20 protein-coding genes are annotated in these 26,330 nt (G+C 39.8%); 8 read left to right on the top strand and 12 right to left on the bottom strand.

Annotation, left to right across the window (positions count from 1 at the left end):
• Positions 1-18: 18 nt before the first annotated feature.
• Positions 19-2,418, bottom strand: coding sequence for a TonB-dependent receptor (locus IE199_RS19515; RefSeq protein ID WP_189774058.1), 2,400 nt, complete (start codon positions 2,416-2,418; stop codon positions 19-21).
• Between the two features lie 219 nt (positions 2,419-2,637).
• On the opposite strand from IE199_RS19515, the gene IE199_RS19510 reads away from it, so the two are divergent.
• Entirely contained in the window at positions 2,638-4,590 is a 1,953-nt protein-coding gene (locus IE199_RS19510) for a BCCT family transporter (protein WP_189774056.1), read from the top strand.
• Between the two features lie 259 nt (positions 4,591-4,849).
• On the opposite strand, the gene IE199_RS19505 is transcribed toward IE199_RS19510, so the two are convergent.
• The 3 genes from IE199_RS19505 to IE199_RS19495 all read right to left on the bottom strand — a co-directional run bounded on the left by IE199_RS19505 (position 4,850) and on the right by IE199_RS19495 (position 8,439).
• Positions 4,850-5,845 carry a GGDEF domain-containing protein gene (locus tag IE199_RS19505; protein ID WP_189774054.1) on the bottom strand — a complete coding sequence of 332 codons (996 nt, stop codon included), beginning with the start codon at positions 5,843-5,845 and terminating at the stop codon, positions 4,850-4,852.
• A gap of 121 nt (positions 5,846-5,966) precedes the next feature.
• Positions 5,967-7,802, bottom strand: a complete 1,836-nt coding sequence (locus IE199_RS19500) for an ATP-binding protein (protein WP_189774052.1) — start codon at positions 7,800-7,802, stop codon at positions 5,967-5,969.
• Positions 7,803-7,950: 148 nt separating this feature from the next.
• Positions 7,951-8,439, bottom strand: coding sequence for a MarR family winged helix-turn-helix transcriptional regulator (locus IE199_RS19495; RefSeq protein WP_189774050.1), 489 nt, complete (start codon positions 8,437-8,439; stop codon positions 7,951-7,953).
• Between the two features lie 312 nt (positions 8,440-8,751).
• Here IE199_RS19495 and IE199_RS19490 point away from each other — a divergent pair, with 312 nt between their 5' ends.
• From IE199_RS19490 to asnB, 4 genes are all read left to right on the top strand, one after another.
• A complete protein-coding gene (locus tag IE199_RS19490; protein WP_189774048.1) occupies positions 8,752-9,156 on the top strand; it encodes a hypothetical protein in 405 nt (134 codons plus the stop codon).
• Positions 9,137-10,549 carry a sodium:solute symporter family transporter gene (locus tag IE199_RS19485; RefSeq protein WP_189774046.1) on the top strand — a complete coding sequence of 471 codons (1,413 nt, stop codon included), beginning with the start codon at positions 9,137-9,139 and terminating at the stop codon, positions 10,547-10,549. Before IE199_RS19490 ends, IE199_RS19485 begins: the two co-directional genes overlap by 20 nt.
• A gap of 120 nt (positions 10,550-10,669) precedes the next feature.
• Positions 10,670-11,743 carry an aspartate/ornithine carbamoyltransferase family protein gene (locus IE199_RS19480; RefSeq protein ID WP_189774044.1) on the top strand — a complete coding sequence of 358 codons (1,074 nt, stop codon included), beginning with the start codon at positions 10,670-10,672 and terminating at the stop codon, positions 11,741-11,743.
• Between the two features lie 16 nt (positions 11,744-11,759).
• Complete coding sequence (gene asnB, locus IE199_RS19475) at positions 11,760-13,766, top strand: asparagine synthase (glutamine-hydrolyzing) (protein ID WP_189774042.1); 2,007 nt, start codon at positions 11,760-11,762, stop codon at positions 13,764-13,766.
• A gap of 75 nt (positions 13,767-13,841) precedes the next feature.
• Here the strand turns inward: asnB and IE199_RS19470 are convergent, their stop codons facing one another.
• The 8 genes from IE199_RS19470 to IE199_RS19435 all read right to left on the bottom strand — a co-directional run bounded on the left by IE199_RS19470 (position 13,842) and on the right by IE199_RS19435 (position 23,734).
• On the bottom strand, positions 13,842-15,797 hold the full coding sequence (locus IE199_RS19470; protein ID WP_189774040.1) for a HAMP domain-containing methyl-accepting chemotaxis protein: 1,956 nt from the start codon (positions 15,795-15,797) through the stop codon (positions 13,842-13,844).
• 295 nt (positions 15,798-16,092) lie between these two features.
• Positions 16,093-17,340 (bottom strand): glutamate-5-semialdehyde dehydrogenase, encoded by a 1,248-nt coding sequence (locus IE199_RS19465; RefSeq protein ID WP_189774032.1) that lies wholly within the window; start codon positions 17,338-17,340, stop codon positions 16,093-16,095.
• On the bottom strand, positions 17,337-18,440 hold the full coding sequence (gene proB / locus IE199_RS19460; protein WP_189774030.1) for a glutamate 5-kinase: 1,104 nt from the start codon (positions 18,438-18,440) through the stop codon (positions 17,337-17,339). The genes IE199_RS19465 and proB overlap by 4 nt, the downstream gene beginning before the upstream one ends.
• A gap of 23 nt (positions 18,441-18,463) precedes the next feature.
• A complete protein-coding gene (putP, locus tag IE199_RS19455) occupies positions 18,464-19,963 on the bottom strand; it encodes a sodium/proline symporter PutP (protein WP_189774028.1) in 1,500 nt (499 codons plus the stop codon).
• Positions 19,964-20,018: 55 nt separating this feature from the next.
• Positions 20,019-20,183, bottom strand: a complete 165-nt coding sequence (locus IE199_RS19450; protein ID WP_189774026.1) for a hypothetical protein — start codon at positions 20,181-20,183, stop codon at positions 20,019-20,021.
• A gap of 306 nt (positions 20,184-20,489) precedes the next feature.
• A complete protein-coding gene (gene nhaA / locus IE199_RS19445) occupies positions 20,490-21,902 on the bottom strand; it encodes a Na+/H+ antiporter NhaA (protein ID WP_189774024.1) in 1,413 nt (470 codons plus the stop codon).
• Between the two features lie 45 nt (positions 21,903-21,947).
• Positions 21,948-23,267, bottom strand: a complete 1,320-nt coding sequence (gene gdhA, locus IE199_RS19440; RefSeq protein WP_189774023.1) for an NADP-specific glutamate dehydrogenase — start codon at positions 23,265-23,267, stop codon at positions 21,948-21,950.
• Positions 23,264-23,734, bottom strand: a complete 471-nt coding sequence (locus IE199_RS19435; protein ID WP_189774021.1) for a hypothetical protein — start codon at positions 23,732-23,734, stop codon at positions 23,264-23,266. The genes gdhA and IE199_RS19435 overlap by 4 nt, the downstream gene beginning before the upstream one ends.
• Positions 23,735-23,911: 177 nt before the next feature.
• On the opposite strand from IE199_RS19435, the gene IE199_RS19430 reads away from it, so the two are divergent.
• The 3 genes from IE199_RS19430 (at position 23,912) to IE199_RS19420 (ending at position 26,318) form a co-directional block, all read left to right on the top strand.
• Complete coding sequence (locus IE199_RS19430; RefSeq protein WP_189774019.1) at positions 23,912-25,255, top strand: sigma-54 interaction domain-containing protein; 1,344 nt, start codon at positions 23,912-23,914, stop codon at positions 25,253-25,255.
• Positions 25,256-25,473: 218 nt separating this feature from the next.
• Complete coding sequence (locus IE199_RS19425; RefSeq protein ID WP_189774221.1) at positions 25,474-25,659, top strand: DUF1328 domain-containing protein; 186 nt, start codon at positions 25,474-25,476, stop codon at positions 25,657-25,659.
• Positions 25,660-25,886: 227 nt separating this feature from the next.
• Positions 25,887-26,318 carry a hemerythrin domain-containing protein gene (locus IE199_RS19420; protein WP_189774017.1) on the top strand — a complete coding sequence of 144 codons (432 nt, stop codon included), beginning with the start codon at positions 25,887-25,889 and terminating at the stop codon, positions 26,316-26,318.
• Positions 26,319-26,330 lie beyond the last annotated feature (12 nt).

Genomic DNA, 26,330 nt, shown 5'->3' with positions numbered 1-26,330 from the left:
ATCTGTTTAAAATAACGGCTAGTAATAACTATAACTAAATGATAAACCCATTGTACGTGGCCTATTAGTTGACACACGTAAAATATCATCTTGGTTGTTTATGAATAACTCGGCACGCTCATCGGTTAAATTATCCACATATAGTTTCACCGACCAGTTATCTTTTTCAACACCTACAGAGGCGTTTAACAAGTGGTAACTATCTTGTTTCTGACGTTCACTGGCGACAATTGAGCTATAAGAACTCCCAGCATACTGAGCAGCTAACTGCCAATTTGCATAATAGTCTCCAATTTCCCAATCATAACGCGCTCTCATGTTACCTTGGAACTCAGGTGTTAATGGTAATGAGCTACCAATCGGCGCCATTTCAATCACTTGCGCATTAACAGAAGTTAACTCAGTATCGTTATAAGAAAATGCACCAAATAAAGTCAAGTTATCTGTTGCTTGCCAAGCAAAATCACCTTCAAACCCTCTAATTTCTGAGTCGGCTGCATTTTCAATGAAAGTTAAAATAGATACATTTACAGGATCAAATCGAGACACCTGCATATTGTCCCACTCGATAAAATACACGTTACCATTAAATCTTAATGTGTTATCTAGCAACATCGCTTTCCAACCAAACTCATAGTTGGTGACATCATCTGTATCATATGACACTTGAACATCAGGAAAGTCAGGATTTGCAGAAGGAATACCGCCACCTCGGTTAAACCCTCCAGGTCTAAAGCCTTCTGAATACGTAGCATATAACATTACGTCATCATTCATTTGATAACTAATATTAAATTTCGCAATAGTATCATTGATCTTCAAAGGTTCATCCGTATGACCACCGGAGGCGTCATAATCACGGCCGCTGTCGCCATCAACTCCTTTTTCGGCAAAGTTCGATGAACCAGCAAAGTCGGACTCTATCTCATACCAGCGTAAACCCGCAGTAACAGTTAGTTGATCACTAAGATCATAAGATAACTCACCAAATACAGCGATTTGTTCTTCGGTACGAGTGATATCGTTAAAAAAGGCTACACCTGCAGGTCTTGCATTCGGATTGATATTTTTTGCGCCTGATATAGGTGCATTAGGCACAAATCCTAATTCTGTGGTTGCTACATAGACATAATCATCCTGAGTTTCTATATCAAAGTCATCATAGAAAACACCACCAATAAAACGAAGCGCCTTATCAGCGTCTGTTGCAATTCGAAGCTCTTGAGTTAACCGTGTTTGCTCTTGCTGTCCTTTAAAGCCCTTTGTTGGATCTAAACATTCACGATGAGATACTTCGTCTGAAGCGTAGCTACAGGTGTACCAAGGAATGTAACCGCCACCATTGTTGTACCCCGTGTAATCAATAGATTGCTCAACTTCACGGTCTAAAAATGCCCCTGTGTAGACAATTTCTAACTCATTGATAAAGCCTTTAGTTGTCCAAGAGGTTTGCGAAAATTCATCTCGAAGCTTATCAGGAAAATAACGTTGTACTTGTAAATCGCCAACTTCAGGGTCGTAATCAAATACACCATCTGCGCCCAACTCTTGTTGCGTATGTTGAACTAATAACTCCCAATCAGCGTTGATGTCATATTTGACACCAAAACGACCACCTTTATAAAAGCTGTCATTAAAGTCTTTTTCAATAAGATCGGTATTGTTTGCTGCCGTATAAGTTGTATCACTGGGTAAACCCTTTACACTATCGGCGACCTGACTATTAATAGCAGGATCTAAGGTAAATTCGCCAGCGACATTATCAATGTAACCGCCTTTGTTCACACTGTATAAAGCAGCACGAAAAGCTAAAGAGTCAGTGAGGGGTAAATTGACATAAGCTTCCACATTATTGCTCATTTCACCTGATTTGGTTGAAGCAATGCCAGAAGTAAAACCTGCTTCAAAGCCAGATGTATCAGGTTTTTTTGTAATATACCTTACAGTTCCGGCCTGAGAACTGGCCCCAAACAATGTACCTTGAGGCCCAGGTAACACCTCTATGCGTTCTAAATCTGTGGCATAAACATCTAGATTTCTTCCTGGTGCTGTAACAGGTTGCTCATCCAAATAAAGAGCAACATTAGGGCTAGTTCCTTGAGCACCAGACAACATGACGGTGATAGGTTGAATCGCCATGCCGCGAATAAATACATCCGCTTGACCTGGGCCTCTACCACCAACGGTAACATTAGGCATATAACGAACAAAGTCGTCAAAATTTCCAATGTTATTATCTTTGAGATCCTTTTCACTCATTGCTTGAACAGCGACAGGGGTTGATTGAATATTTTGCGTTCTTTTAGTTGCCGTCACTTCAATAACTTCTAATCCACTATCTTCAGTTTGTGCAACCGCAGGCATTGCGCCACTTAATGCTGCTAAAACAGCACAAGCAACTAATTTACGTTGAAACATAGATCTCCCATTTATGTTTTTATTTGTTAATATTATCAACACTAAATAAAATGACTATTGGCAATAACCAATATCCAAAGCCACAATTAGTTTGAATTGAAACGATCTTAACATAAAAGATAGCAGCTATTACCCACTATATAAGATATTAATGATTATAAAATACAAAATAACGCAAAAACACAACAGACGTACTCTAACCATTAGAGATATAAAGATATGATTAATACAAAATCGTCAAAAATTAACCCTTCAGTATTTTTTCCAGCAACTATTATTATTGTCGCACTATTAAGCATTACGCTATTTTGGCCAACACAAGCATCTTCTGCGTTTAATAACCTGCAATCAACGATCACTACCAACGGTGGCTGGTTCTATGTATTAACCGTTGGAGCGATTTTAGGGTTTGTAATTTATTTGAGTTTGTCACGTTTTGGCTCGATAAAATTAGGGCCAGATCATTCCACTCCTGATTACAAACTATCGACTTGGATATCCATGTTATTTGCCGCAGGTATGGGTATTGGTTTAATGTTTTTTGGTGTTGCCGAACCGGTAATGCATTACCTCGCTCCGCCTACTGCTGAGCAAAACTCCCTTGAAGCGATTAAAGAGGCGATGAAGATCACCTTCTTTCATTGGGGCTTTCATGCTTGGGCAATTTACGCCATAGTGGCTTTAATTCTCGCCTACTTTTGTTATCGTCAAGGCCTTCCTCTCACCTTAAGATCAGCGCTTCACCCTGTGATAGGCGACCGAATCTATGGATGGCCAGGACATATCGTAGATATCTTTGCTGTGGTTGGAACAGTGTTTGGCGTTGCCACATCGCTAGGTCTTGGCGCAAATCAAGTAAATGCAGGTTTAAACTACCTGTTTGAAATTGACGTGAGCCAAACTAATCAGATTTTTATCATGGCTGCCATTACGCTACTAGCATCGATCTCTGTCGCAACAGGACTAGATAAAGGTATTAAAATATTATCTGAAATCAATATGGGATTGGCGATATTACTCTTACTTTTAATTTTTGTATTAGGACCAACGGTATTTTTACTACAAGCCTATGTGCAAAATATTGGTGCCTATTTATCAGACATAGTATCAAATACTTTTAATTTATTTGCCTATGAAAAGAAAAGCTGGATTGGCGGGTGGACCATTTTTTATTGGGGCTGGTGGTTAGCCTGGGCACCATTTGTTGGTATGTTTATCGCCCGCATTTCGAAAGGACGGACTATTCGAGAATTCGTATTAGGAGTAATGATAGTACCAACAGCCTTTACTTTGCTTTGGATGACTATTTTTGGCAACTCAGCTATTTTCCAGATAGTTGATCAAGGCTTTATTCGTTTGGCTGATATGATTAATGAAAATTCAGCCGTTGGGTTATTTGTTTTTCTAGAGTCTTTACCTTGGTCACAAGTATTGACTAGCTTATCCATACTGATGATCGTGATTTTCTTTGTTACTTCATGTGACTCTGGTGCTATGGTCATCGACATGCTGTGTTCAAATGGTCAAAATGAAACACCTGTATGGCAACGACTTTTCTGGGCTGTATGTGTTGGTTTAGTGGCGGCTGTACTCAGTTTTATTGGCGGGCTAGAAGCTTTGCAAACTATGACCATAGCGAGCGCCCTACCTTTTTCCATCGTATTACTTTTTGCCATGTTTGGCTTGTTAAAGGCACTTGGCATTGAATCAGCAAAACGTGAAAGTCTGCAAATTCAGCACACTCTTTCCCATGTGCAAGCTAACGATGATTGGCAAGAAAAACTCGATAACATATTATCAACGCCTAATAAACAAAATGCCGATGTGTTTATTAACAACCGAGTAAAAAAGGCATTTGAAAAAGTTAAAGCGCAATTCCAAGCTAACGACATAGAAGTAGAAATAATAAAAGAAAAGTCAGGTTTAGCCCTTCGAGTTTTTCATGGTGATGAACATGACTTTATCTATGCTGTTTACAAACGACAACACCTGCAACCTGACTTTAACGCAGAAGGAGATCATCAGGAAGATACCTATTATCGCGCTGAGGTTCACTTAACTGAAGGTGGGCAAGATTACTGCATCATGGGATGGACTGAAAATGCGGTAATAAATGATATTATCGAACAATATCAACGACATATGCACTTTCTGCATTTGCTCAGGGATTAGTGTTTATTCGGTGAAATACTTAGGGAAGTCTTGTTTTTAAGTACTTAACCTCAGGTTAGTATAAGAAATAGTGCTAAATCAAAAAAAACAATAACTCAGCAGTCTTTTATATTTCTAGCTCGATATTTTTGTCTGAATTCAAGGCTTTTTGGAGCTGGAATAGCCAGCTATTTCGCTTCAAAATAACGCAGAAGTCAGTAAAAATAGCACCTAGAAACACATTGCTTATGTGAAGCTGAGGTTACTTACACCAACGCTGTTAAATATTTTCAGCGCAGTATATAGAAAAGCCTTGTTTATCTGTTTGTTTGGTTTTGTACATTGCTTTGTCTGCAAGCTCAATCATGCTTTCCATATCGTCTCCAATATGATTAAACACACTAGCCCCTATACTTAGATGGCAAGTTATCTCATTTTGCTTGAGCATATAAGGTTTACTTGTTTTCTCTGCGATATGGTGACAAATGGACGCTACATGCTGCTCGGCCTCTTCTTGCTTGCTTGGTAATTGCTGAATAACAATAACAAACTCATCTCCCCCCCAACGGATTAATACATCTTCTTTTCGCACTATGCTCGACAAGCGCTTAGCTACAGCTTTTAAAAGTTGATCGCCAATATGGTGACCATGTCGGTCATTAACCAATTTAAAATCGTCTAAATCAATGAATAAGAGCGCACAATGGAATCCTTTCGCAAATTGCAGTCTCAACTTATCGATAAGTTCAATTTGCAAAATATAACGGTTAGGAAGATCGGTAAGTTGATCGCGGTACGCCAGCCGCTCAGCGGCCAGATATGCTAGCTTTCTCTCATGAATGTCGCGAGATAACACAATAAAGCGCGGTTTGGCTTTTATTGCATCCTTGATTTCTTTACGCGCTATTGAAACCTCAAACCAGCGTTCACCAAGAGGTGTGGGCAAATAAAGGTGAATGCCGTGTGAATAACCATTACTCTTTGCATCTTCCAACGCCTGCATAACAATATTGGCAGACTCTGCTGGCATATATTGTTTAATGGTGGTACCAATTAAGTTTTCACTGGGGGCGATTAACAGCTCAGGTCGATTAACTCTGACGTCCCAATACCTGCCATCTTCATCCAGTTCAAACATCAAATCAGGAATGGATCTTAATGTGGAGGATATTTCTTCATAACTTGGCTCAATTGATGTTTTAAGGCGAGCTTTGCGACTATCCTTTATCATCAATCCATCAAGTAAGCGGTTCCAAGCTTCAACTAGCTTGAACATTATCATCCTTAACATGCGAGCTATATCATCTATGTTTAAAGTCCAAGGTGCACCGAAGTATAATAAATATTATCGATAATACTAATAAATTATAGTAACGAGTTGTGAAGAAAAGTTCTTACTAGCTGATACTTGTTGGCTCATCGATATGAGACAGCAATTTTTTTATCGCTCTGTATAAAAGATCGGCTTCTATCGGTTTACCTAAATGACCAGAAAAGCCACTAGATAAATAAAACTTCACATCTTCGAGTATTACATTTGCTGTCACAGCAAGTATCGGAATGTCCTTGTTTAGTTTTCTGATTTTTTTACAAGCTTCAACACCATCCATTTCAGGCATTTGAATATCCATTAAAATAACATCTGGTTCAAAAGAGGTATATTTTTCAATCGCTAATACACCATTCTCTGCAACATCTACATTGGCATGTGTTCTTTTTAACATTTTTTTAATGATGGTTTGATTGATTCTATTATCTTCTACCACCAATATTTTTTTACCTGTTAAATCGGGAATGTTGACCTCAATTGGCTCATTTTCTTCCATTTGAAGTTCAACACTTTCTAACGGTAAAGTCACCGTAAAAATTGTACCCTTTGCCAGTTCACTTTGAACGTCTATACTGCCTTTCATTAAATCAACTAAACGAGAGGTAATGGTCATTCCCAAGCCCAAACCTTCTTGTTTTCTAGTCATCGATTCATCAGCTTGCGAAAAGCATTCAAATAACACATTAAGTGTCTGTGCTGACATGCCAATTCCTGTATCTGTTACCACGATGACTAAACACTCTCTCTTGTCCGTATGTTGATTAGTTAACTCAATTGAAATTTTTCCTTCATCAGTAAATTTAAGTGCATTACTGGTTAAGTTGGTTAAAATTTGCCTTATCCTAATTGGATCTCCCATCCAACCATCGTTAAAAGAGTTATCAATAATCAACTCGATGTTGATTGTTTGACCTTTTATCGTCAGCTTTAATTCATTGATCACACTTTGAGCTATTCTTTTTGCGCTAAAATACTGATGCTCTAGCGTGATCATGTTAGCTTCAATTTTTGACACATCTAAAATATCACTAACAATTGCTAACAGTGCTTTAGAAGAAGTCAACGCATTATCAACAAGGGCGATGTTATCTTGGCTTGGGTTGGCTTTTATCAGTTGCAACGTACCGTAAACACTATTTAACGGGGTTCTAATTTCATGGGAAACATTGGCGAGAAATCGATCTTTTGCTTGGTTTGCTATGGTTAGTTGTTTTTTAGACTTATCTAACATGTCAATTTTTTTGTTCAACGACACCATGAGTTCATCGATCGTATGATCTGAATATTTAAAATACCGTAACAGAAATACCCAAACAGAAAAAAATGCGACAGCTAAAAAAACTAAAATAGCGTCTAAAACATATACCCTAGAACTATCTAATTCATCTAAACGATTTTGTGTTTTTGTTTTTACATCGGTTAAGGACTGTAAAACATGCTTTTCATATTCAGCTTTTAGTGTTTGGTATTCTTGATTGGTTAAACTATCTACCGCAGTGAATATGTCACCTTTATCAGCCAGTTCAAACGAACGGGTTTCGATACCAATTAGTTTATCATTGGCTGCTGACGTTAATTGAATGGCATTTTTAATGTCTGGATCAAACGCCTGTGCAAGCGATAACTTTTCATCTAGCTTCTTTGCATATTCGTTATAGCGGGCGATCCAAGATGCTTTTTGGCTGTATGCATACATACGCGCAGACATAGTTAAGACCTCGTCATAATAGACGATATCACTAGTAATCTGTTGAATTTTTTGTAGTTGTTCTACTACCGCTTTTTTTTCTTCTAACGTCGAAATGATAAAAGGCACAGTTAATACGATAGCCAACCCCAACAAAACTACAACAGACAGTAGCTTGGTTCTAACTTGCTTTACTCGCTTGAGAATGTGCTCCACCAAAACCTCAATTGCGAAAACTTTGTATTACTTAAAGTCTATCACAGGCTTAAGATTTTGCTTGGTTGAGCTACAAATGGCAGTAATGTGATGTTCTAGTCAAAAAACATCACATTCTTATTGATGGTACTTTTAGTAAGAATAAAAATTAACGAGTTTTTTCCGTGCTCATATGCATAGGATCAATTTCTAATACTGGCGCTGCATCAATATCTGTTGCATCCATCATACTCGCAATGCGCTGCATTGAAGATAGTAGTAAAGATTGTTCCCACTCTTGAAGAGCACAAAAGTTCTTAATGAAATGCTCTTGCAACGGCTGGGGTGCGTCAATCAATGAAGCTCGACCAGCATCTGATAGGAATAAACTAACACGACGCTTATCTTCTGAACTTCTGACGCGCTCGATCAATCCCCTGTTTTCCAAGCGATCCAATATATTAGTTACCGTTGCCGCACTAAGGTTAATTTGTTTAGCAACCTGACTGGCCGTTACCCCTTTCACTCGTGCAACTTCTTGCATGATGAGTAGCTGAGGACCTGTTAATCCCGACGATTTATTTAGTTGTTTTGAGTGTAAATCAATGGCTCTTATGACTTTACGAATAGAAATTAAAAGCTCTTCGTATTTTTCCATTTCTCGTCTCTGATCTTTAGTTTTTCGCAAGAATACCATCAAATAAGCCATAACGTCATGTTTGATCGGATTTACTTTATAGATATCTAGCTAGGCATTTTAATTTTTTTGACATTGTATTGCAGCGGTTAATGTCCACGTAGAATATCTGCGCATATCACAAACGCTACATCACAATGCTAAAGCTTTAAAAATTTCCACTTAAGACTCAACTATTCCTAAATAATTGCATTAACTTTTTAGCCTCACAATTTGATTTGTACTCTAAGCATTGTTAACATCCTTCGTACTCTAACAATATGAAACATTAATTTGATTAAAGTCTTAAGCATACTCTTTTTATTATTGAGTCAATTTGCCGTTGCAGAACAAGTGGTCAAAGAAGGTTTTATCACCTTAAACGTTCCACACGAACAATGTGTAGACCTGTGTACCCACATGTCACTAAGCACGGCAAACAAACAGATAAAGACCATAGAGGTAAAAGAGCTTAAATCAGTCACGATATCAGGATTAGAGAATGGAAATTACCAAGCAAACTTTTTTCAGAAAAATTCAGAAATTAAAAAAACAGCGATTACTTTTACCGTTAAGCATCATGCTATGCGTTTTGCTCTCACACTATTTATCCTTGGCGGCATATTATTTAGCACACTAACAATACCCCTATATAAGCTTCATAAAAAAACCAATAAACATGATTACACATCTAATTAGTTTTGAACTGACTCTAGCTATTTTAATTGGTTTTTCAGTACTCTGGGTTTGTTGGGGTTGGTACCTTGGAAGAAAAGCTAAGTCTCAAGATGATTTTGCTCTTGCAGGGCGAAATGTTGGCTTTGCTTTAGCGACAGCAACGGCGATGGCGACTTGGGTCACCAGCAACACAACTTTAGTTGCACCGCAGCTCACCTATCAATTTGGTGTTTGGGGAATGTTAGGTTACAGCATGGCAGCATTAGGATTATTGCTCTTTGCTCCACTTGCTCAGCGCATCAAAACTATTTTACCTCATGGGGTAACAAGTGGTGATTTTATCTACATGCGTTTTGGACGGTTTGCATGGTCTGTTTTTTTAATCATCTCGTTATGTTACGCACTTGGGTGGTTAGTTAGCCTAGGCATGGCTGGTGGTATTTTATTATCGACCTTAAGCCCAATAAGCTATCACACGGGCATGACAGTAATTATTACCGTTTGTGTGCTGTACACCTTACTTGGTGGATTACGCGCGGTGATTGCCACTGACTTTGTTCAAACCCTGATTATCATCTGTGGCGTATGTTACATCGCTTACAGCGCGCTGGGCCAAATTAGTTTAGAACAAGTTCATGCCAACGTAGAACAGCAACAGCCACAACTATTAAATCTATTGTTTCCCGCCGCATTAATGTTCTTTTTTAATAATGTCATTTTTGGCATTGGTGAAATTTTTCACTCCAATGTTTGGTGGTCAAGAGCGCTTGCCTTTAAAAAAGGAGTTGGAAAAAAGTCTTTTATTTTGGCTGCGATGCTTTGGTTTCCAATCCCTATTGTGACGGGCTTTATCGCCCTTTCATCTAACTCTTTGGGTATTTTTCCGGCTTCACCCGATATGATAGGGCCACTGGTCGCAGGTGAACTGCTTGGCGGTGCCGGTGCCGTATTAATTTTTATTATTATCTTTTCTGCCTTAGCCTCAAGCATGGATTCACTGTTAGCGGCAACATCTGATTTGTTATCAAACGACATTTACAAAAAGTTATTGATGAAAAATGCGTCAACTCAGCAAATATTAACGGTAAACAAATTAATGATTGTTTTGCTGGGCCTATTTACTTGGTTAATGAGTTTGCCCCAAATAACCACCTTAGGCGCTTTGCTAAATTTTACTGGTGCATTTGTCGCTTCAACAATTTGGCCAATTCTTTATGGCCTATATGGTAATAAGCTTTCAAATAAAGGAGCCGGCCTCGCGATGATGTTGGGCACGATAGTAGGACTCATTTTTTACTTTCAAGTTGGCTTTTATACCGCGGCACTAGCTTCTTGTTTTGTGTCATTTGTTATCTGCCAATATTTCATCCGCCTTAGAGCAATCCATTTTCAGTGGCTACAACTAAAGGAGTAAAACAATGTTCGTCAGTGAGTTATTTCTTTCGACAATCGTATACACGGCGCTATGTGTATCAAGTGTTACCCCTTTAGTGTTGCTGTTTCTATTTTTTAAAGATGTTATGAAGAAATCATTATGGTAGACCCTAATTTAGACGATATCGTTAGCTTTGAGCGAAAAAAGCCTGATGTATATGGTAATGCCCATCCCAAAAACTTGTTGCGTTCTATTATGGAGGATGGTGAATGTTTAGAAACAATTGCAAATCAGCATATTTACTCTGCAGATCAATTTGACCAACAAACATTGCTACAGTTATTTCGACTAGCGGCAAAGTACGAAGCAAATCCAGATAGGTTTTCCGCCTCTTTACGCGGCCAAATACTTATTTCCGCCTTTTACGAGCCTAGTACCAGAACACGGCTTTCCTTTGAAAGTGCTTGGCATCGCTTAGGTGGAGACATAATGTCTATCACAGATCGCTCAACTACAGGCATTGCTAAAGGCGAGTCACTTGCAGATGTTGCAGAGATGTTCAATAACTATGGTGATTGCGTTGTCCTTAGAGAGTCAAATGAGTCATCGGTAAAGGAAATGATGGACTCTTTACGTATTCCTATAATTAATGCAGGTAATGGGTTAGATGAACACCCAACTCAAGCATTATCAGATCTTTACACCATTTTTAAATGGCGTCCTGAACTAGCCCAAGCATCTCCCGAACACCCGATTGACATCTGTATTATTGGCTTGCCGGCAAAAATGCGCACGGTTAGAAGTTTATTAAAGCTAATTGCTAAATTTTCTACGGCCTTTAATTCGGTCACTATTTTGGCCAATGATACTGAAGAAAATATTTTTTCAGCGGGTCAAAAAGAGCAACTACTTGCCAGTGGTTTAACGGTCAATGTTAGCCAGTCGTTTTCTGACAGTGTCGCCAATGCTGATGTGATCTACATTAATGCAATCACATGGGAAGGTGATACCTTTCAAGAATATGGCAGCCAATTTAAGTTAGATGCCAAAACCAAACTTAAAACTGACGCAATCATTTTACACCCGCTAGCCCGCGGGGAAGAGCTTTGTGCAAGCTTAGATCACACACCACATAATTGGTATTTTGCTCAAGCTCGTGGGGCGGTATTTCTTAGACAAGCGTTGCTTACCTGTTTAGTAAGACGAACTCAACGCGTACTCGATATTATTTAATTTTTCAGGGGAAATTATGTGTGGCATTGCAGGGGTGTTTACATCACGCCAAAGCACTCAGATAGATTCACAAATTTTAGTTAACATGGCGGCCATCCAACATCACCGTGGTCCCGATAATTATGGTTATTGTAACCCAACGGGCCTAGGTGTCGGCATGAGCCACTCTCGCTTGTCGATTATCGATTTAAACGAAGAGAGAGGACGTCAGCCATTTTGGTTAGAAGGCACCATTATTTATGCTCACAATGGTGAATTTTATGATTTCCAACGTATTCGCGCCGAGTTAACAGCACAAGGTTGTAGCTTTAGTAGTAAAAGTGACTCTGAGATCGTTCCCTTGTTATATAAAAAATATGGCATCGATAAAACTCTTGAGCAGCTCCGAGGAGAATTTGCCTTTTCGCTATATGATGAACAAGAAGACGCTTTGTATTTAGTCAGAGATCGATTTGGCGTAAAGCCTCTTTACTGGAGCAATACTGGTGACGAAATAGTTTTTGGCTCAGAGGTTAAAGTGGTGCTAGCTCATCCTAAGGTCAAAGCAGAAATCGATACACAAGGCTTATTTCATCAGTTGATTCAGGTGATGGTACCTGGTACCACAGCGTTTACCGGAATTTCACAAGTAGAACCTGGTCACTTGTTAAAAATCACCCGCTCAAACGGCCAGTTTAAGATAGAAACCCGTAAATATTGGGACATGGACTTTCCTGAGCTTGATATGCGAGTGCAACACTCCGATGACTTTTATATTTCAGGCGTTAGAAAACACTTATTGGAAGCGGTACAGTTAAGGCTAAATGCTGATGTACCTGTTGGTTGCTACCTTTCAGGTGGGATAGATTCATGTTCAATTCTTGGATTAGCCTCAGCGGCCTCACAAGAGCCGATAAAAGCATTTACTATCGCATTTGATAATGCAGACTATGACGAAACCCCCATTGCCACCGAAATGGCTGAGTCTGTTGGTGCAGAGCAGGAAATACTAGAACTCAACGCTGAACTGTTATACGACAACTTTGAACGCACCATTTGGCACACAGAGCGCACCATATACAATACGCTGGCGGTCGCCAAACTCATGATGTCTCAGCAAGTTAGACACGTTAACTATAAAGTCGTGTTAACAGGTGAAGGCTCTGATGAGCTGTTTGCTGGCTATCCTGCTTTTAGAAAAGACATGTTTTTGCATGGTATGGATGGCATGGACGCAGAACAAGCCAAGTCTTGGCAACAAGCACTGGAAGCGAATAACAAGCTATTTCAGGGTGCAATGTTACCAAAGGATGAATATTCATCATCAGATATCAATGACAAAGTTGGTTTTACACCAAGTTGTCTGCAGCCTTGGCTTGGTTGTGCGGGTGTTGCCAAACAGCTTATTCATCAAACCAGACGCGACGAAGTTGCCCAATACGAGCCAGGCCAAGCAATAGCGGAAAAGCTTGATCATAATTATCTAGCAGGGCGACACCCACTAGATAAAGCCCAATACGTTTGGATAAAAACCATGTTAGAAGGACAAATTTTAACTTGGGGCGGTGACCGTGTAGATATGGCGAACTCAATGGAGGCACGCCCAGCCTTTTTAGATCACAAACTAGCGGAATTTGCCACGTTAATTCCTCCAGAAATGCGTATCAAAGGTGCACGCGAAAAACATGTATTAAGAGAAGCGGTTAAAGGTGTTATTCCTGAAACGCTATACAATCGTGAAAAATTCGCCTTTATGGCGCCACCAGCCCACACTGATGAAAAAAAATGGCTTAAACTTAAATCACTCTTAGAAAAGTTTGCATCACCAGTAAGTTTGGAAGCTGCGCAATTAATTGACCCTGGCTTTTTGGAAATATTGATACAACGACAAGAGAGTGATGTAACAAGTGACGCAGAAAAAGTACAAAACGACGCTTTGTTAAACCATGTCCTTGGTATCATGATTTTGCATCACTTATTTGTTGCTCAAGACGTCAGTCAATTGGCAAGAGACAAAGCAAATCACTTAGGGTGGCGAGTTTAATGATAAAGGCCCCTACAACTTAATGTTGTAGAGGCCTTTATTGCTTGTCAGCGTATTGTGGTACGTGTTTTGCCGTTAAATCTTATATTGTGAAGACATGTCATTTAGCTCTTGCGCCAGCGCTTTTACTTTTGCACTAGTATCTTGTGCTTCGGCGGCGGCAATGGTCGTTTCATCAAGCTGGTCACTAATTGAGGTAATATTCTCGCTGATTTCTGCTGTCACTTTTGATTGTTGATCAACCGCAGTGGCCACATGACTATTCATGGATGATATATCGCTAATAATTTCCTGAATAGACGCTAACGCAGAATCAATTACCGACGATCGCTCAACCGTTTCAGAAGCTTGCTTGGTGCTTAACTCCATCACTTCTACCGTTTTAGCCGTGCCTTGTTGCAAGTTTTGAATAATGGTTTGAATTTCGCTGGTTGATTGTTGAGTACGCTGTGCTAACGTTCTTACTTCATCAGCAACAACAGCAAATCCTCTGCCTTGTTCACCTGCTCGAGCAGCTTCAATTGCGGCATTGAGCGCCAACAAATTGGTTTGTTCAGAAATGCTTTGAATCACTTCTACCACAGAGCCAATTTCGGTACTTTGTTTTTCTAAGTCATTAATTACCGTCATCGCATCTGATAAATTCGCTGCCAAAGTATTAATTGAATCCAATGTACTTTGCACTGTGGTGCGGCCACTATCGGCTTCTTGTAGTCCTTGCTCGGCACGAGTAGCAGATTCCTCAGCATTATTAACAATCTCTTTAATGCTGGCAGACATTTCTTCCACAGCGACCACCACTAAGTCGGTCATTTGTTTTTGCTTTAACACTCGTTCAGCATTGTTGGCTGCGACACTTGAGCTAACATTTGCCGAATCGATTAACATGTCACTACTGTTTCTAAGAGCTGCAATCAGCTCCTGCAACTTTTTAGACATCTCTACAACAGAGCGGTAAATGCCACTATCGTCCTGCTTAAGTTCGACATTTTGGCTAAAGTCTCCCGCAGCAATTTGGTCTGTGATGTGGGCAATTTCCAGTGGTTCGCCACCGATAGGCCGACGAATCAGTTTCGCCATAATGATTGAACATAAAACACCCAGTACAACAGCAATGATTGAAATTGCCAATACCAAGGTATTAGTGCTTTCTGCTGAGCTTTGGACTTTTGGTCCTAGAGCGTCTTGTTCAGCCGCAACTGATAACTTAACGTCCTCGGCATGATTTGCGACTATTGGACCAATACGGTTTAAGGTGTTTTCAATTAAATCATTGCGCTGTTTGATAATCCCTTGTACCCGGCTAAACGCCGTTAAATAATCTTGATGGTATTGATTAATCTTGGTTAATAAAGCACGGCGATTTGGGTTTTGCACCTGAGCGTCAAGATCGGTTAAGCCTTGGCGCATTTTTACGTCAAGCTCTTCAATTGCTCGTGTGGCATCACTTTGTTTATTGGTCACTAGGAATTTTGTTACATACAAGCGACCGAGTAATAAATGTTCTTGGACTTGTGCCGCATGATACGCCGCATCAGGGTCACCATCTTGGTAAGCAGAGTTAATGATATCAGTGGTGGCTTGTCGCATCGCTAATCCGTTAGGATCTAGCTGCCCTGACACTACATCGTTACGTTGTTGATAAAGATTTACAACATTTTTGAAAGCCGCCTTATAATCATCAACTTCTGCAACAATGTTATCTACTAACCTAGCTCGTTCAGGTTTAGAGATACCTTTTTGCGCTTCTCGTAAAAAACCAGACATTTTAGCTTCTCTATCTTCAAAATCCGCTAGCGCTTTTTCATCCTGAGTATTGATGTATTTTAAAACCGCCAAACGCATCATCAGCATATTGGCCTGTAAACGACTGCTTAAATTTGTATTTACCGCTAACCCTCGGTAATCGACAAATCCATTATAAACATTGGACAACCCTGTCACGGCGATAACCGAGGTGATAATGAGTAAACTTAAAATTAAACCAAATGACAGTTTTAACTGCGCATTCAATTTTAAATTATCAAACATAACCTTTCCTCAATAAAATTTCATACCGCTTGCTACTTTATTAAGCCTAGCAGATAAAACTTTAACCGCCTGATTTATTTAATTATTTAGCAAACAATTAACATTTTACCTTTTTATGTGTTTTTACTGCCTTGATCTACGTCAGGCTTATTAAAAGTAAACAATTGTTTTTTATTGAAAAGAATGATGAGTGATAACGAACTGTAAAAGCCAATAACAGAGGCAACATAAGATTTGTTTGGTAAAACTGGAGTTAACAAAAACTCCAGCACTTGGGCTTACGCTGTTTTTAAAGTTAACTTCTCACTTGGCCATCACCAGTAACAAGAAACTTTTCGGTAGTCAGTGACTCAATACCCATGGGGCCATAGGCATGTAATTTTGTCGTCGCAATACCAATTTCAGCACCTAGGCCTAACTCGCCACCATCAGAAAAGCGTGAAGAGGCATTAAGCATAACGACAGAAGCGTCAACCATATGTTGAAATATTTCGGCAGTTCTTTGGTTTTCTGTACAAATAACTTCTGTGTGGTTGCTACCAAATTTATCAATATGGTCAATTGCTTGATGAACATCTTCAACAACACGAATAGCTAATTCTAAGGCCAAATATTCTTGGCCAAACTCAGCTTCAGATAATAGGTTGGCATCGGACAAATAGCGCTGAGCCTTGACACAAGCATGAATCTTAACACCTAAATTCAGCAATTGAGGTTCTAATTCAGCTAAAAATTCCTCTGCTATTGCCTGGTGTACTAACAACCCCTCTAAAGCATTACATACACCTGGACGTTGTGTTTTGCCATTAAGTAAGATGTTAATCGCTTTTTGCAAATCAGCATCCTTATCTACATACAAGTGGCATACCCCTTTGTAATGCTGGATGACAGGAATTTGGCTATTTTCGGATACGTAGTTTACTAGTCCTTCACCACCGCGTGGGATGACTACGTCTATATACTGCTTTAGCGTTAACAATTCTGCGACGATTTTTCGATCGGCATCAGGTATTACAGAAATCAACGCTTCAGGGAGCTGATGTTCGGTTAATACCGATTGTAAAACTGCAGCTATCGCCAAACTCGATTGTAGGCACTCTTTACCTCCACGCAATATCACACCATTGCCCGATTTAAAGCACAAAGCAGCGGCATCGGAAGTTACATTGGGTCTAGCTTCATAGATCATACATACAACCCCCAATGGGATACGTTTTTTCTTAATTTCTAAGCCGTTAGGGCGGTGGCCAAACAAGGTTTCAGTACCAACGACTTCAGGTAAACCTGCTATTTTTTCGATACCTAGCGCCATCTGGTTGATGCGCTCAGGTGTTAACGTAAGTCTATCGAGCATTGCATCAGATAAACCACTAACTTTTGCTTGCTGAACGTCACGTTGGTTTGCCTTTAAAATCACCGGATGTTGTTTACGTAACTGACTGGCCATTTCTATTAAAATTTGTTCTTTTTGCTCAGCACTCAATGTCATTAGCACTCTTGCAGCTTCAGCTGTGGCCCTTGCAAGTTCAGTTGTATTGATCATGATACCTCCATTTTTGCCGAAAACTTGTCAGATAAAATTGATTTAGATGATTGCACCAATGGTTGAGAGTTCACATTGTCGTTTTGCTTGGCAACAACACTTAACAAACAGCTACTATAGTTGGTGCGTGCTTTAGCGATCTTATTACCGCTACTTGTGCGTAATAGCACAATATCGCCAGGCGAAAAATCTCCGACGACGTCGATAACGTCCCCGGTTGATACGACATTAACGCTTTGTTCACTCGCCAATGAAAACTCATTGTTAACCACAATTTCACCAAGTATTTTGGTAGTATGCCTAACCCAGTGAGTATCTTCATGTAGCGGCGTCTGATAGGGTAAAAATTTTGTGCCCGGGTTTTCACCACGTAATAACTGATCAAAGCTAGACTGATTAAAACCGTTAACAATATATGTGGTAACGCCATGTGATACTGCTTTTTCCGCCGCTTGTATCTTTGTTTTCATCCCACCAGTACCAACGTTACTTGTTGCTCCCCCGGCCATTTGGTAAATTTCAGCGGTAATTGCGTCAACCTCAGTAATTAATTTTGCATCACTATTTTCATGGGGATTAGCGTTGTACAACCCCTCAATGTCTGAGCAAATAATTAACGCATCTGCATGACTGGCTGTTGCTACCATCGCTGATAAATTGTCGTTATCCCCCACTTTTACGCTGTCGGTAGTTACCGTGTCATTTTCGTTTACGATAGGTAAAATGCCCTGATTAAGTAAGGTTTCTAACGTTTCACTTACACTTATAAAGCGCTCTCTTTCGCTTAGATCTGCATGCGTTAACAAAATTTGCGCCGAGCTAAAGTCAAATAACCTATCCCACGTTGCCACCATTTCCGTTTGACCTGCAGCTGCCATCGCCTTTTTAACCGAGATAGATGTTGTTTTGTCGTTAAATAAATGTGCTCCTGCGGCAACTGATCCTGATGACACTAACACCACTTGGATGCCACGTTGTCGACATCGAACAATAAAGCTAGCAATCGGCAATAAGTAATGACTGCTACAACCATTGCGTTCAGGAGAGATCAGCGCACTGCCAACTTTGATGACAATTCTTTGCCAATTGACTTGATTCATTTGAATGCTCCGTAACTTATTGACTATTTTGAGTTTGAGCTTGCGTATACAAGATCATGAGTTTCTTCAAAATGATTAATTGCTGGATGTGCAGGTGCTGTCGTTGCTCTGCTCACTAATATTGTTGTTAATGTACTTACAATAAAGCCAGGCATTAACGCGTAAAATTGTGAACTCAGCGCACTGCCATCAGCAAATACAGGAACGCTTATCCAAAACAGTACGGTTAGCGCGCCGGCAATCACACCAGCTAATGCGCCCGAGTGAGTGAGTTTCTTCCACCACAAACTTAATAACACTAGTGGTCCAAATGCAGCACCGAAGCCAGCCCAAGCATTTGAGACCAGGCTTAACACACTACTGTTTGCATCAAATGCGATAATTGAAGCGACTATAGCAACCACTAGTACACAGCCACGACTAACTTTCAATAGCTGCTCTTCACTAGGGCGTTTACTTGCATAATGTTTGTAAACATCCTCTACCAAGGAGCTCGAAGACACCAACAACTGTGAAGAAATAGTACTCATAATGGCAGCTAATATTGCTGCTAAAAACCAACCAGCTATAAAAGGGTGAAACAATACTTGTGATAAGAAAATAAAGATGGTTTCAGGATCATCGAGGGCATGATGTGTCGATTGCATAAACTTAGCACCGACAATCCCCGTAAAGACAGCACCGATGATTGAGATAGTCATCCAAGACAATCCAATATTTTTAGCCGTTGGTAAATTTTTATGGGAATTAATTGCCATAAAACGCACGATAATGTGTGGTTGGCCAAAGTAACCCAACCCCCAACTTAATAAACTGACCACGCTGATCCATTGCACTGCTGACCAATCAAACTGCTCGACTGTACCTGAAAAATCAAACACTATATCTGTCGGTAATCCAAGGTAAGCCACGACAGGAACAGCAACGAGTGCGATCAACATTATAATGCCTTGAACAAAATCGCTGACACTCACCGCTAAAAAGCCGCCCATTACCGTATAGATTGTCACTATACTTACCGTTGCAACCACTCCCCAGTAATAGCTAAGTTGAAAGGCACTTTCGAAAAGCTTACCACCAGCTACTAAACCTGAAGCGGTATACAGCGTAAAAAACAAAATAATAATTAGAGATGAAACTAATCTAATTTTGGCATTTTCTTTAGCAAAACGTTTTGAAAAGAACTCGGGAATGGTCAGCGCGTTGTCAGCTAATTCAGTAAACACCCTTAATTTAGGTGCCACCAACTTATAGTTGACGTAGGCACCAAATACTAAGCCGATGGCCAGCCAGATACTATCCAAACCACTAACAAAAGCCGCGCCTGGTAACCCCATTAACATCCAGCCACTCATATCTGAGGCGCCAGCAGATAACGCTGTCACTTTTGCACTAACCTTGCGACCACCAAGTAAGTATTCACTATTATCTGAAGTAGATGTTTTCATGGCATAAACACCAATAAACACCAGCATAAAAAAATACAATACAACGGCTAATGTTGCATAACTAAAAGTAAACATATATTGACTATACCCATCTTAATTCATGGTTATGATGAAGAGTTTTTGAATAGTGCTAGTCGGAGAAGTGAAGTGTTTGTTGGTCGAGAAAGTTGACGCCTTTTTTGAAGCTATTGTAGATAAAGGCAGGGATATAATAAACACCGATAATGGCATAAAAACACACACCATCAGTTACATTTTCCATCGTGCTACTAGCACTTTCTTCTTGACTTTTCATAGTTCCTCCCGATCAAATTAGTTCGTACTATAATTGTTATTACTCTAATTATCAAGTTGAAAAACCATACATCTATCACCAAAGAACTACCGCAAAGAATGATCATTACGCCAACAAGCTACACCTACCACCTTGTTTTTATTAATCTTTATTCACATTTTTAAAATTTAAATATCTGTAAATTTAATTACAACACCATAAATAATTAGACAGTATTCTAATTATTTATATGTAATTCCTAGCTAGCGTTACTTAAAATAGTTAGGCACAACGATAGAGTTATACCTAACTACCTATAAACACCCCCTAGTTAAGCTTTTCTTGTTTTGCACCATCATTTACCAGCTCAGCTTTATGCCTGTCATGCCTTGATTTAGTTAAGAAGATGGTGAACCCTAAGACAGCCGACAAAATAGATCCGGATATAATCCCCAGCTTCGCCTGATCTATTTGCACAAAGTCGCCGATAAAGGCCAAATTCGCAATAAACAACGACATAGTAAAACCAATACCTGCAAAGCAGCCTAGCGCCAGAAAGTCTCGCCAACGCATATCACTAGGTTTTTCAACCCAGCCCATACGTACACTAACGAACGAAAACAAGAAGATACCAACAGGTTTACCAATAAATAAGCCCAAAAGACAAGCCCAAAAGATAGGCATATTACTCACTGAAGCCGTGTTATCCGGTAACACTACACCAGCGTTTAAAAAGGCAAATATGGGTAACACTAACAAACTAATTGGTTTGTTTAATTTGCTTTGCCACCTTTGCACTGGCGTAGTTGCTGTTTTCGATATTTTTTCTGCCGCTTGTGCTAATTCGTGTTGCTTTTGCTGCTCTAAAATGGTGCTTTGTTCAGAATCTAATTTTTTAAAGCGGCTAAGCACTTTTTCCATTGATGTGGTAAACCAATTGGTATCAGCAATAGGTTTTGTCGGGACCGTAAGCGCTGCCAAAATACCCGCGGTTGTTGCATGTACGCCAGAATGAGAAACAAACCACCACAATACAAGCCCTGCAAATAGATAAAACCAAACCACTCGAATACCTAAAAAGTTGGCCAACAGCATGATAGAAAAAGCGGCTGCACCATATCCTAAATACGCTAAAGCAACATTGTCGGTATAAAACAAGCTGATCACTAAGACAGCTCCCATATCGTCAACAATCGCCAAAGCAGTGATAAGAATAAGTACAGATTTAGGCACACGTGCACCGAGCAACACCAGCAAACCTAGGGCAAAGGCCGTGTCAGTTGCCATGGCAATGCCCCACCCTTGCCAACCATCACCGCCAAGTAATTTCATAACAAACAAGTAGGTTAATGCTGGAACTACCATGCCACCGAGTGCCATGACTATCGCTAACATGGCACTTTTAAGCTCTTTCAACTCGCCTGCTAAAATTTCGTATTTGATTTCTAAGCCTAATAAAAAGAAAAACAATACAATTAAACCTTCGTTAACCCATTCAACCGCACTGTGAACAAGTTGCCCATCACCCCATATAAACCCCAGTTCAAAATTTGTTATTGCTTTATATACTTCCACCCACTGAGTATTTGCCATGATCATAGCGAGTAGCGTAGCAAATATTAGCAATAAACCCGCGGTTGATTGATTGCTAATAAAATCTTGAAGTGGTGTTAAAACCCGCTCGAAGTTCTTTTCAAGCGGCATATGTTCTCGGTGTTTATCTTTAATTTCAATTTTCATCGTTTTCTCCTAGGCAATGTTAATACATGATTCTCAATTGCCTTTTCACACTCCTTGTAAATTCATTACATGAATAAGCTTTTTCAGCGCAAAGCTATTTGCGCCAATTAAATAACTTGATTCATTGTTTTCCATACAATGGGTGTGGATCTGCCGCATTGTCTTTTTAAGTTTTTCATCAACGGTTTGATATGACTCAGGGTAAAACATGGCGTTTTGTCCCATCTCAAATGCAGAAGCAATGACGCCACCACAATTGACAACTTTTGCAGGAGAAAAAATGCTATTGCTTTGTTCAAAAAGCGCTACAGCATCAGAAGTACAGGGCATATTGGCCCCTTCAAAAATATATTGAACTTTGTTGGTTAGTAACACCTTCGCATCATCGCCATTTAGTTCATTTTGTGTTGCGCACGGTACGGCAATATCGACGTTTTGCTGCCACGGTTTGGCTCCTTGGTGCCATTTTGCCCCAAATTGTTTTGCTACTTCTTTGAGATTTGGCCGCTCTTTGCTCTGCAATAACTGAGCAACTAATTTTGCACTAAGCCCTTGTTCCCGAGACAAGCAGCCGTCGCTGTTCGATAAAGTAACAACTTTAGCTCCTTGCTCAATAGCCTTTTCTGCCACATGAAGTGCAACGTTACCGCAACCTGATATCGCCAAGCTCATGTTGGATAATTTTTGTTGGAATCTTTCCAAGACATTTTCAATAAAATAGACCACGCCATAACCTGTTGACTCGACGCGTACTTGGCTACCACCAAAATCGAGCTCTTTACCGGTTAATGCGCCGGAAAATTGATTTTGTAGCCTACGATATTGGCCAAATAGATAACCGATTTCCCGGGTGCCAACATTAATATCACCGGCAGGAACGTCAGTATTGGGGCCAATATGGCGATATAATTCAGTCATAAATGCTTGGCAAAATCGCATAATCTCTCGTGAAGATTTGCCTTTAGGATCAAAATTAGCACCGCCCTTAGCCCCACCAATAGGTAAACCTGTAAGCGCATTTTTAAACGTTTGCTCTAATGCTAAAAACTTCAACACAGATTCATTTACCGAAGGGTGAAATCTCAAGCCTCCTTTGTATGGGCCAATAAGGTTGGCGTGTTGCACCCGCCAACCTTGATTCACTTGCACTTGGTTATTATCATCGAGCCAAGCTACTTGAAAGCTAATAATGCGATCGGGTTGCAACAACCTTTCTAAGCCATTGTTTTGTTCAAGTGCTTGAGTTAGTTCTTCGTCAATATCGCTGTAATCAATCAACTCATCAACAACTTGAAGATATTCCGATTGATGTTGGTACAAGCCTTTAATCTTGTTTACTGTGTTTTTGACATAAGGTGAATTCATGAGGTTAGCTCCTGGTATTTATCACGGCAAAGCTGTTGCTCATGTTTATTCATCTCTTGCTGGGAGTGCTTTAAAGAACGTAAAACATTGTCTATTTGCTGCTTTACCTTTTTGTCCTTAATAAAGTGTTGAATGTTTTCAACAAGCTCAATGTTTTGACTTGTTTCCAACACCAAACGATTAAGCTCAGCCAGCTGATGCTTGCTAGCCTGAACAGGCTCTGGTGACGTTTTGTCGAAAAACTTAGCCAAGATGTTATTTGTGCTATTTAACGTTAAGCGATTCAATGACGATATCACCCCTAAACGAACATCAATTGCCTCACTGAAGTCAAAGACAACCCTACTGGTATTAGCTGCTTGCTGTAATGCCAATAACTGTTCAATTTCTTCTAGGCAGATTTGAATCACATCTTGCAATAATGCTAAATCGCCAGATGTGTGGTTTCTTGAATCAAAATAATTCATATCTGGTCCTTATTTTTTACTCTAGCTAATGACTTTAACCAAATAATGTGCCAATCTAGCAACTTACTTCCTACGCCTTCTGCAACGACGTTAATCTGGCTAGCCCAAGTAAACATGAGAACTTTTTACAGAAGCCTTTGTAAATATGACAAGCTTTATCATTAGGACGATTTAAATATGTCAACCCCATTAGCGTTACTGCATTTACCCGATCCTCGCTATAAAGAAATTATTGCGAAGTTATCGTTAGAGGCTGACTTTTCCGTACTGTACAGTCAATCTGCCACTTGGTTAGAGGATATTGGTAACTCTCCTGAAGTTGCCATTATTGATGGCAATAATTTTAACCAAATGGATTACCAACAACTTGAAGCGTTAAGGTTCTGTCCCAATACCGATATCATTTTTCTCAGTGAAGGGTTACCTAACCCGATACTCGACAAAGCGGTTTTAAAATGTGCTGCTTTCCACTACAGAACCCCCATAGATGCCGAACATATCGCTGAGCTCATCGAAGATTTACTGGAAGAATATCAAAGCGATTCAGGCAAAAAACATACGGTTAAAGCCAGCGAACTTGACCAATTTGGTTTATTGTTTGGCTCATCAAAAGTGATGAAAAAGCTGTATCGCAACCTGCGTAAGGTAGCGATGTTTGATACCAGCGTATTAATTGTTGGCGAAAGTGGTGTCGGTAAAGAACTAGTAGCTCATACGATCCACAATGCCAGCGAGCGTTCAGAACAGCCTTTTATCGCAGTTAACTGCGGCGCATTGAGCAAAGAGTTGGCTTCAAGTGACTTATTTGGTCACACAAAAGGGGCTTTTACTGGCGCTCATTCAGCAAGAGATGGCTACTTTACTCAAGCGAAAAACGGCACTTTGTTTTTAGATGAAGTGACTGAAATGCCTGAAGACTTGCAAGTTCAACTGCTTCGCGTTTTGGAAACAGGTGACTATTCACCTGTCGGCAGCAACACGGTATTACATGCTGATGTGCGCATTATTGCGGCAACTAACCGAGATTTAGCCGAAGCGGTAAGTGACGGTATATTTCGTGAAGATCTATACTTTAGGTTGGCGCAATTTTTATTACATGTGCCACCACTTCGCAGCCGTGGTGACGATATTCAAGGTTTGGCTAAACATTTTCTTGCCTATAAAAATGCTGAGGCAGAACTTGGCAAGCAAATCAGTGAAGATGCGCTGACAACCTTACAAAACCACCAGTGGCCTGGCAATGTTAGGGAATTAAAGTACACCATTGAACGCGCTTATATTTTGGCTGGCGATGTGATCAATAACGAACACATCGTACTTGGCGCATCAGGCGACGAACAACAAAATACTGTTGATGTGCCTGCGGGTGTACCTCTGGCTGAACTAGAAAAACAAGCCATATTAAACACCCTAGAGCAGCAACAAGGTAATAAAAGTGACACAGCTAAAGTGTTAGATATTAGTGTTAAAACCTTATACAACAAACTTGAAAAATATAGCGATGTAGACGAAATATCGTAAGCATCTCGTGGGCGCGCGATTAAGTGCGCCCTCAACCACTTCCTCCTTGTTGAAATATTTTCCTCAAAGGCTATGTAATATTTTCACAATATTGCTGTAGTTCCTCAGCCCCATACCACCAAAAAACCAACTTATACATTATTAATCAATTAGTTAAGCTATTTGGAATACTCTTTGCTTTTAAACCTTTATTCAATGTTAAACGCGAAGGAGTCATGATGATACGCTGGATTTTATCTTTTCTTGTGATCGCAATTATCGCAGCACTATTGGGCTTTACTGGTATTGCAGGCACAGCAACTAACATTGCAGTATTTCTGTTTTATGTATTTGCTGCCCTGGTTGTTTTTGCTATCGCATTGAGTTTTATACAAGCCGCAAGAACGGTCAAAAAGCCTAAGTAACCTCAGCTTCGCATAAGCAATGCGTTTCTAGGTGCTATTTTTACTGATTTCTGCGTTATTTTGAATTCAGACGAAAATATCGACCTAGAAATATAAGAGACTGCTAACTTATTGTTTTCTTTGATTTAGCACTCTTTCTTATACCAACCTGAGGGTAAGTAGTTACGCTACTATTTTCTAATATTATCAAGTCGTAACACCAAACGATCTACTAAACAGAGGTTTACATGAATACTATATTTGATGTGTTAAATGACAGTCACGAAAAGCAACGTTTATTACTTAATGCACTATTAGAAACGTCACCAGGCAGTGATACACGTAAGGCATTTTATCGTCAACTTAAAGAAGAGTTAACAGTGCATGCTATTGCAGAAGAACGTTATTTTTATGCCCCATTGATAGAAAGTGACAAAACAATTGATATGACACGTCACGGCATTGCTGAGCACCATACCATTGACAAGGTTATTGCCGAAATTGACCAAACAGCTTTTGATTCACCCGCTTGGTTAACCTTAGTCAAAAAGCTCAAAGACAAAGTGCTACATCACTTAGAAGAAGAGGAACAAAGCTTCTTTAAAATGGCAGGCAAAGTGCTATCAGAAAAACAAAAACATCAATTGGCTGACCAATATAAAGATGAGGTAGCGAACTAATACAGTTTAAAC

The sequence above is a fragment of the Thalassotalea marina genome (assembly GCF_014656435.1).
Lineage (GTDB): Bacteria > Pseudomonadota > Gammaproteobacteria > Enterobacterales > Alteromonadaceae > Thalassotalea_C > Thalassotalea_C marina.
Note: the sequence above shows the minus strand (reverse complement) of the source record. Positions and strands in the feature narration are given on the sequence as shown.

Coding starts and splice junctions, on each gene's coding strand:
- IE199_RS19510 (WP_189774056.1), top strand. CDS start 2,638: ATGATTAATACAAAATCGTCAAAAATTAACCCTTCAGTATTTTTTCCA.
- IE199_RS19480 (WP_189774044.1), top strand. CDS start 10,670: ATGGTAGACCCTAATTTAGACGATATCGTTAGCTTTGAGCGAAAAAAG.
- IE199_RS19435 (WP_189774021.1), bottom strand. CDS start 23,734: ATGAATTATTTTGATTCAAGAAACCACACATCTGGCGATTTAGCATTA.
- IE199_RS19425 (WP_189774221.1), top strand. CDS start 25,474: ATGATACGCTGGATTTTATCTTTTCTTGTGATCGCAATTATCGCAGCA.
- proB (WP_189774030.1), bottom strand. CDS start 18,440: ATGAATCAAGTCAATTGGCAAAGAATTGTCATCAAAGTTGGCAGTGCG.
- IE199_RS19505 (WP_189774054.1), bottom strand. CDS start 5,845: ATGTTCAAGCTAGTTGAAGCTTGGAACCGCTTACTTGATGGATTGATG.
- gdhA (WP_189774023.1), bottom strand. CDS start 23,267: ATGAATTCACCTTATGTCAAAAACACAGTAAACAAGATTAAAGGCTTG.
- asnB (WP_189774042.1), top strand. CDS start 11,760: ATGTGTGGCATTGCAGGGGTGTTTACATCACGCCAAAGCACTCAGATA.
- putP (WP_189774028.1), bottom strand. CDS start 19,963: ATGTTTACTTTTAGTTATGCAACATTAGCCGTTGTATTGTATTTTTTT.
- IE199_RS19485 (WP_189774046.1), top strand. CDS start 9,137: ATGATTACACATCTAATTAGTTTTGAACTGACTCTAGCTATTTTAATT.
- IE199_RS19495 (WP_189774050.1), bottom strand. CDS start 8,439: ATGGAAAAATACGAAGAGCTTTTAATTTCTATTCGTAAAGTCATAAGA.
- IE199_RS19430 (WP_189774019.1), top strand. CDS start 23,912: ATGTCAACCCCATTAGCGTTACTGCATTTACCCGATCCTCGCTATAAA.
- nhaA (WP_189774024.1), bottom strand. CDS start 21,902: ATGAAAATTGAAATTAAAGATAAACACCGAGAACATATGCCGCTTGAA.
- IE199_RS19450 (WP_189774026.1), bottom strand. CDS start 20,183: ATGAAAAGTCAAGAAGAAAGTGCTAGTAGCACGATGGAAAATGTAACT.
- IE199_RS19515 (WP_189774058.1), bottom strand. CDS start 2,418: ATGTTTCAACGTAAATTAGTTGCTTGTGCTGTTTTAGCAGCATTAAGT.
- IE199_RS19470 (WP_189774040.1), bottom strand. CDS start 15,797: ATGTTTGATAATTTAAAATTGAATGCGCAGTTAAAACTGTCATTTGGT.
- IE199_RS19420 (WP_189774017.1), top strand. CDS start 25,887: ATGAATACTATATTTGATGTGTTAAATGACAGTCACGAAAAGCAACGT.
- IE199_RS19465 (WP_189774032.1), bottom strand. CDS start 17,340: ATGATCAATACAACTGAACTTGCAAGGGCCACAGCTGAAGCTGCAAGA.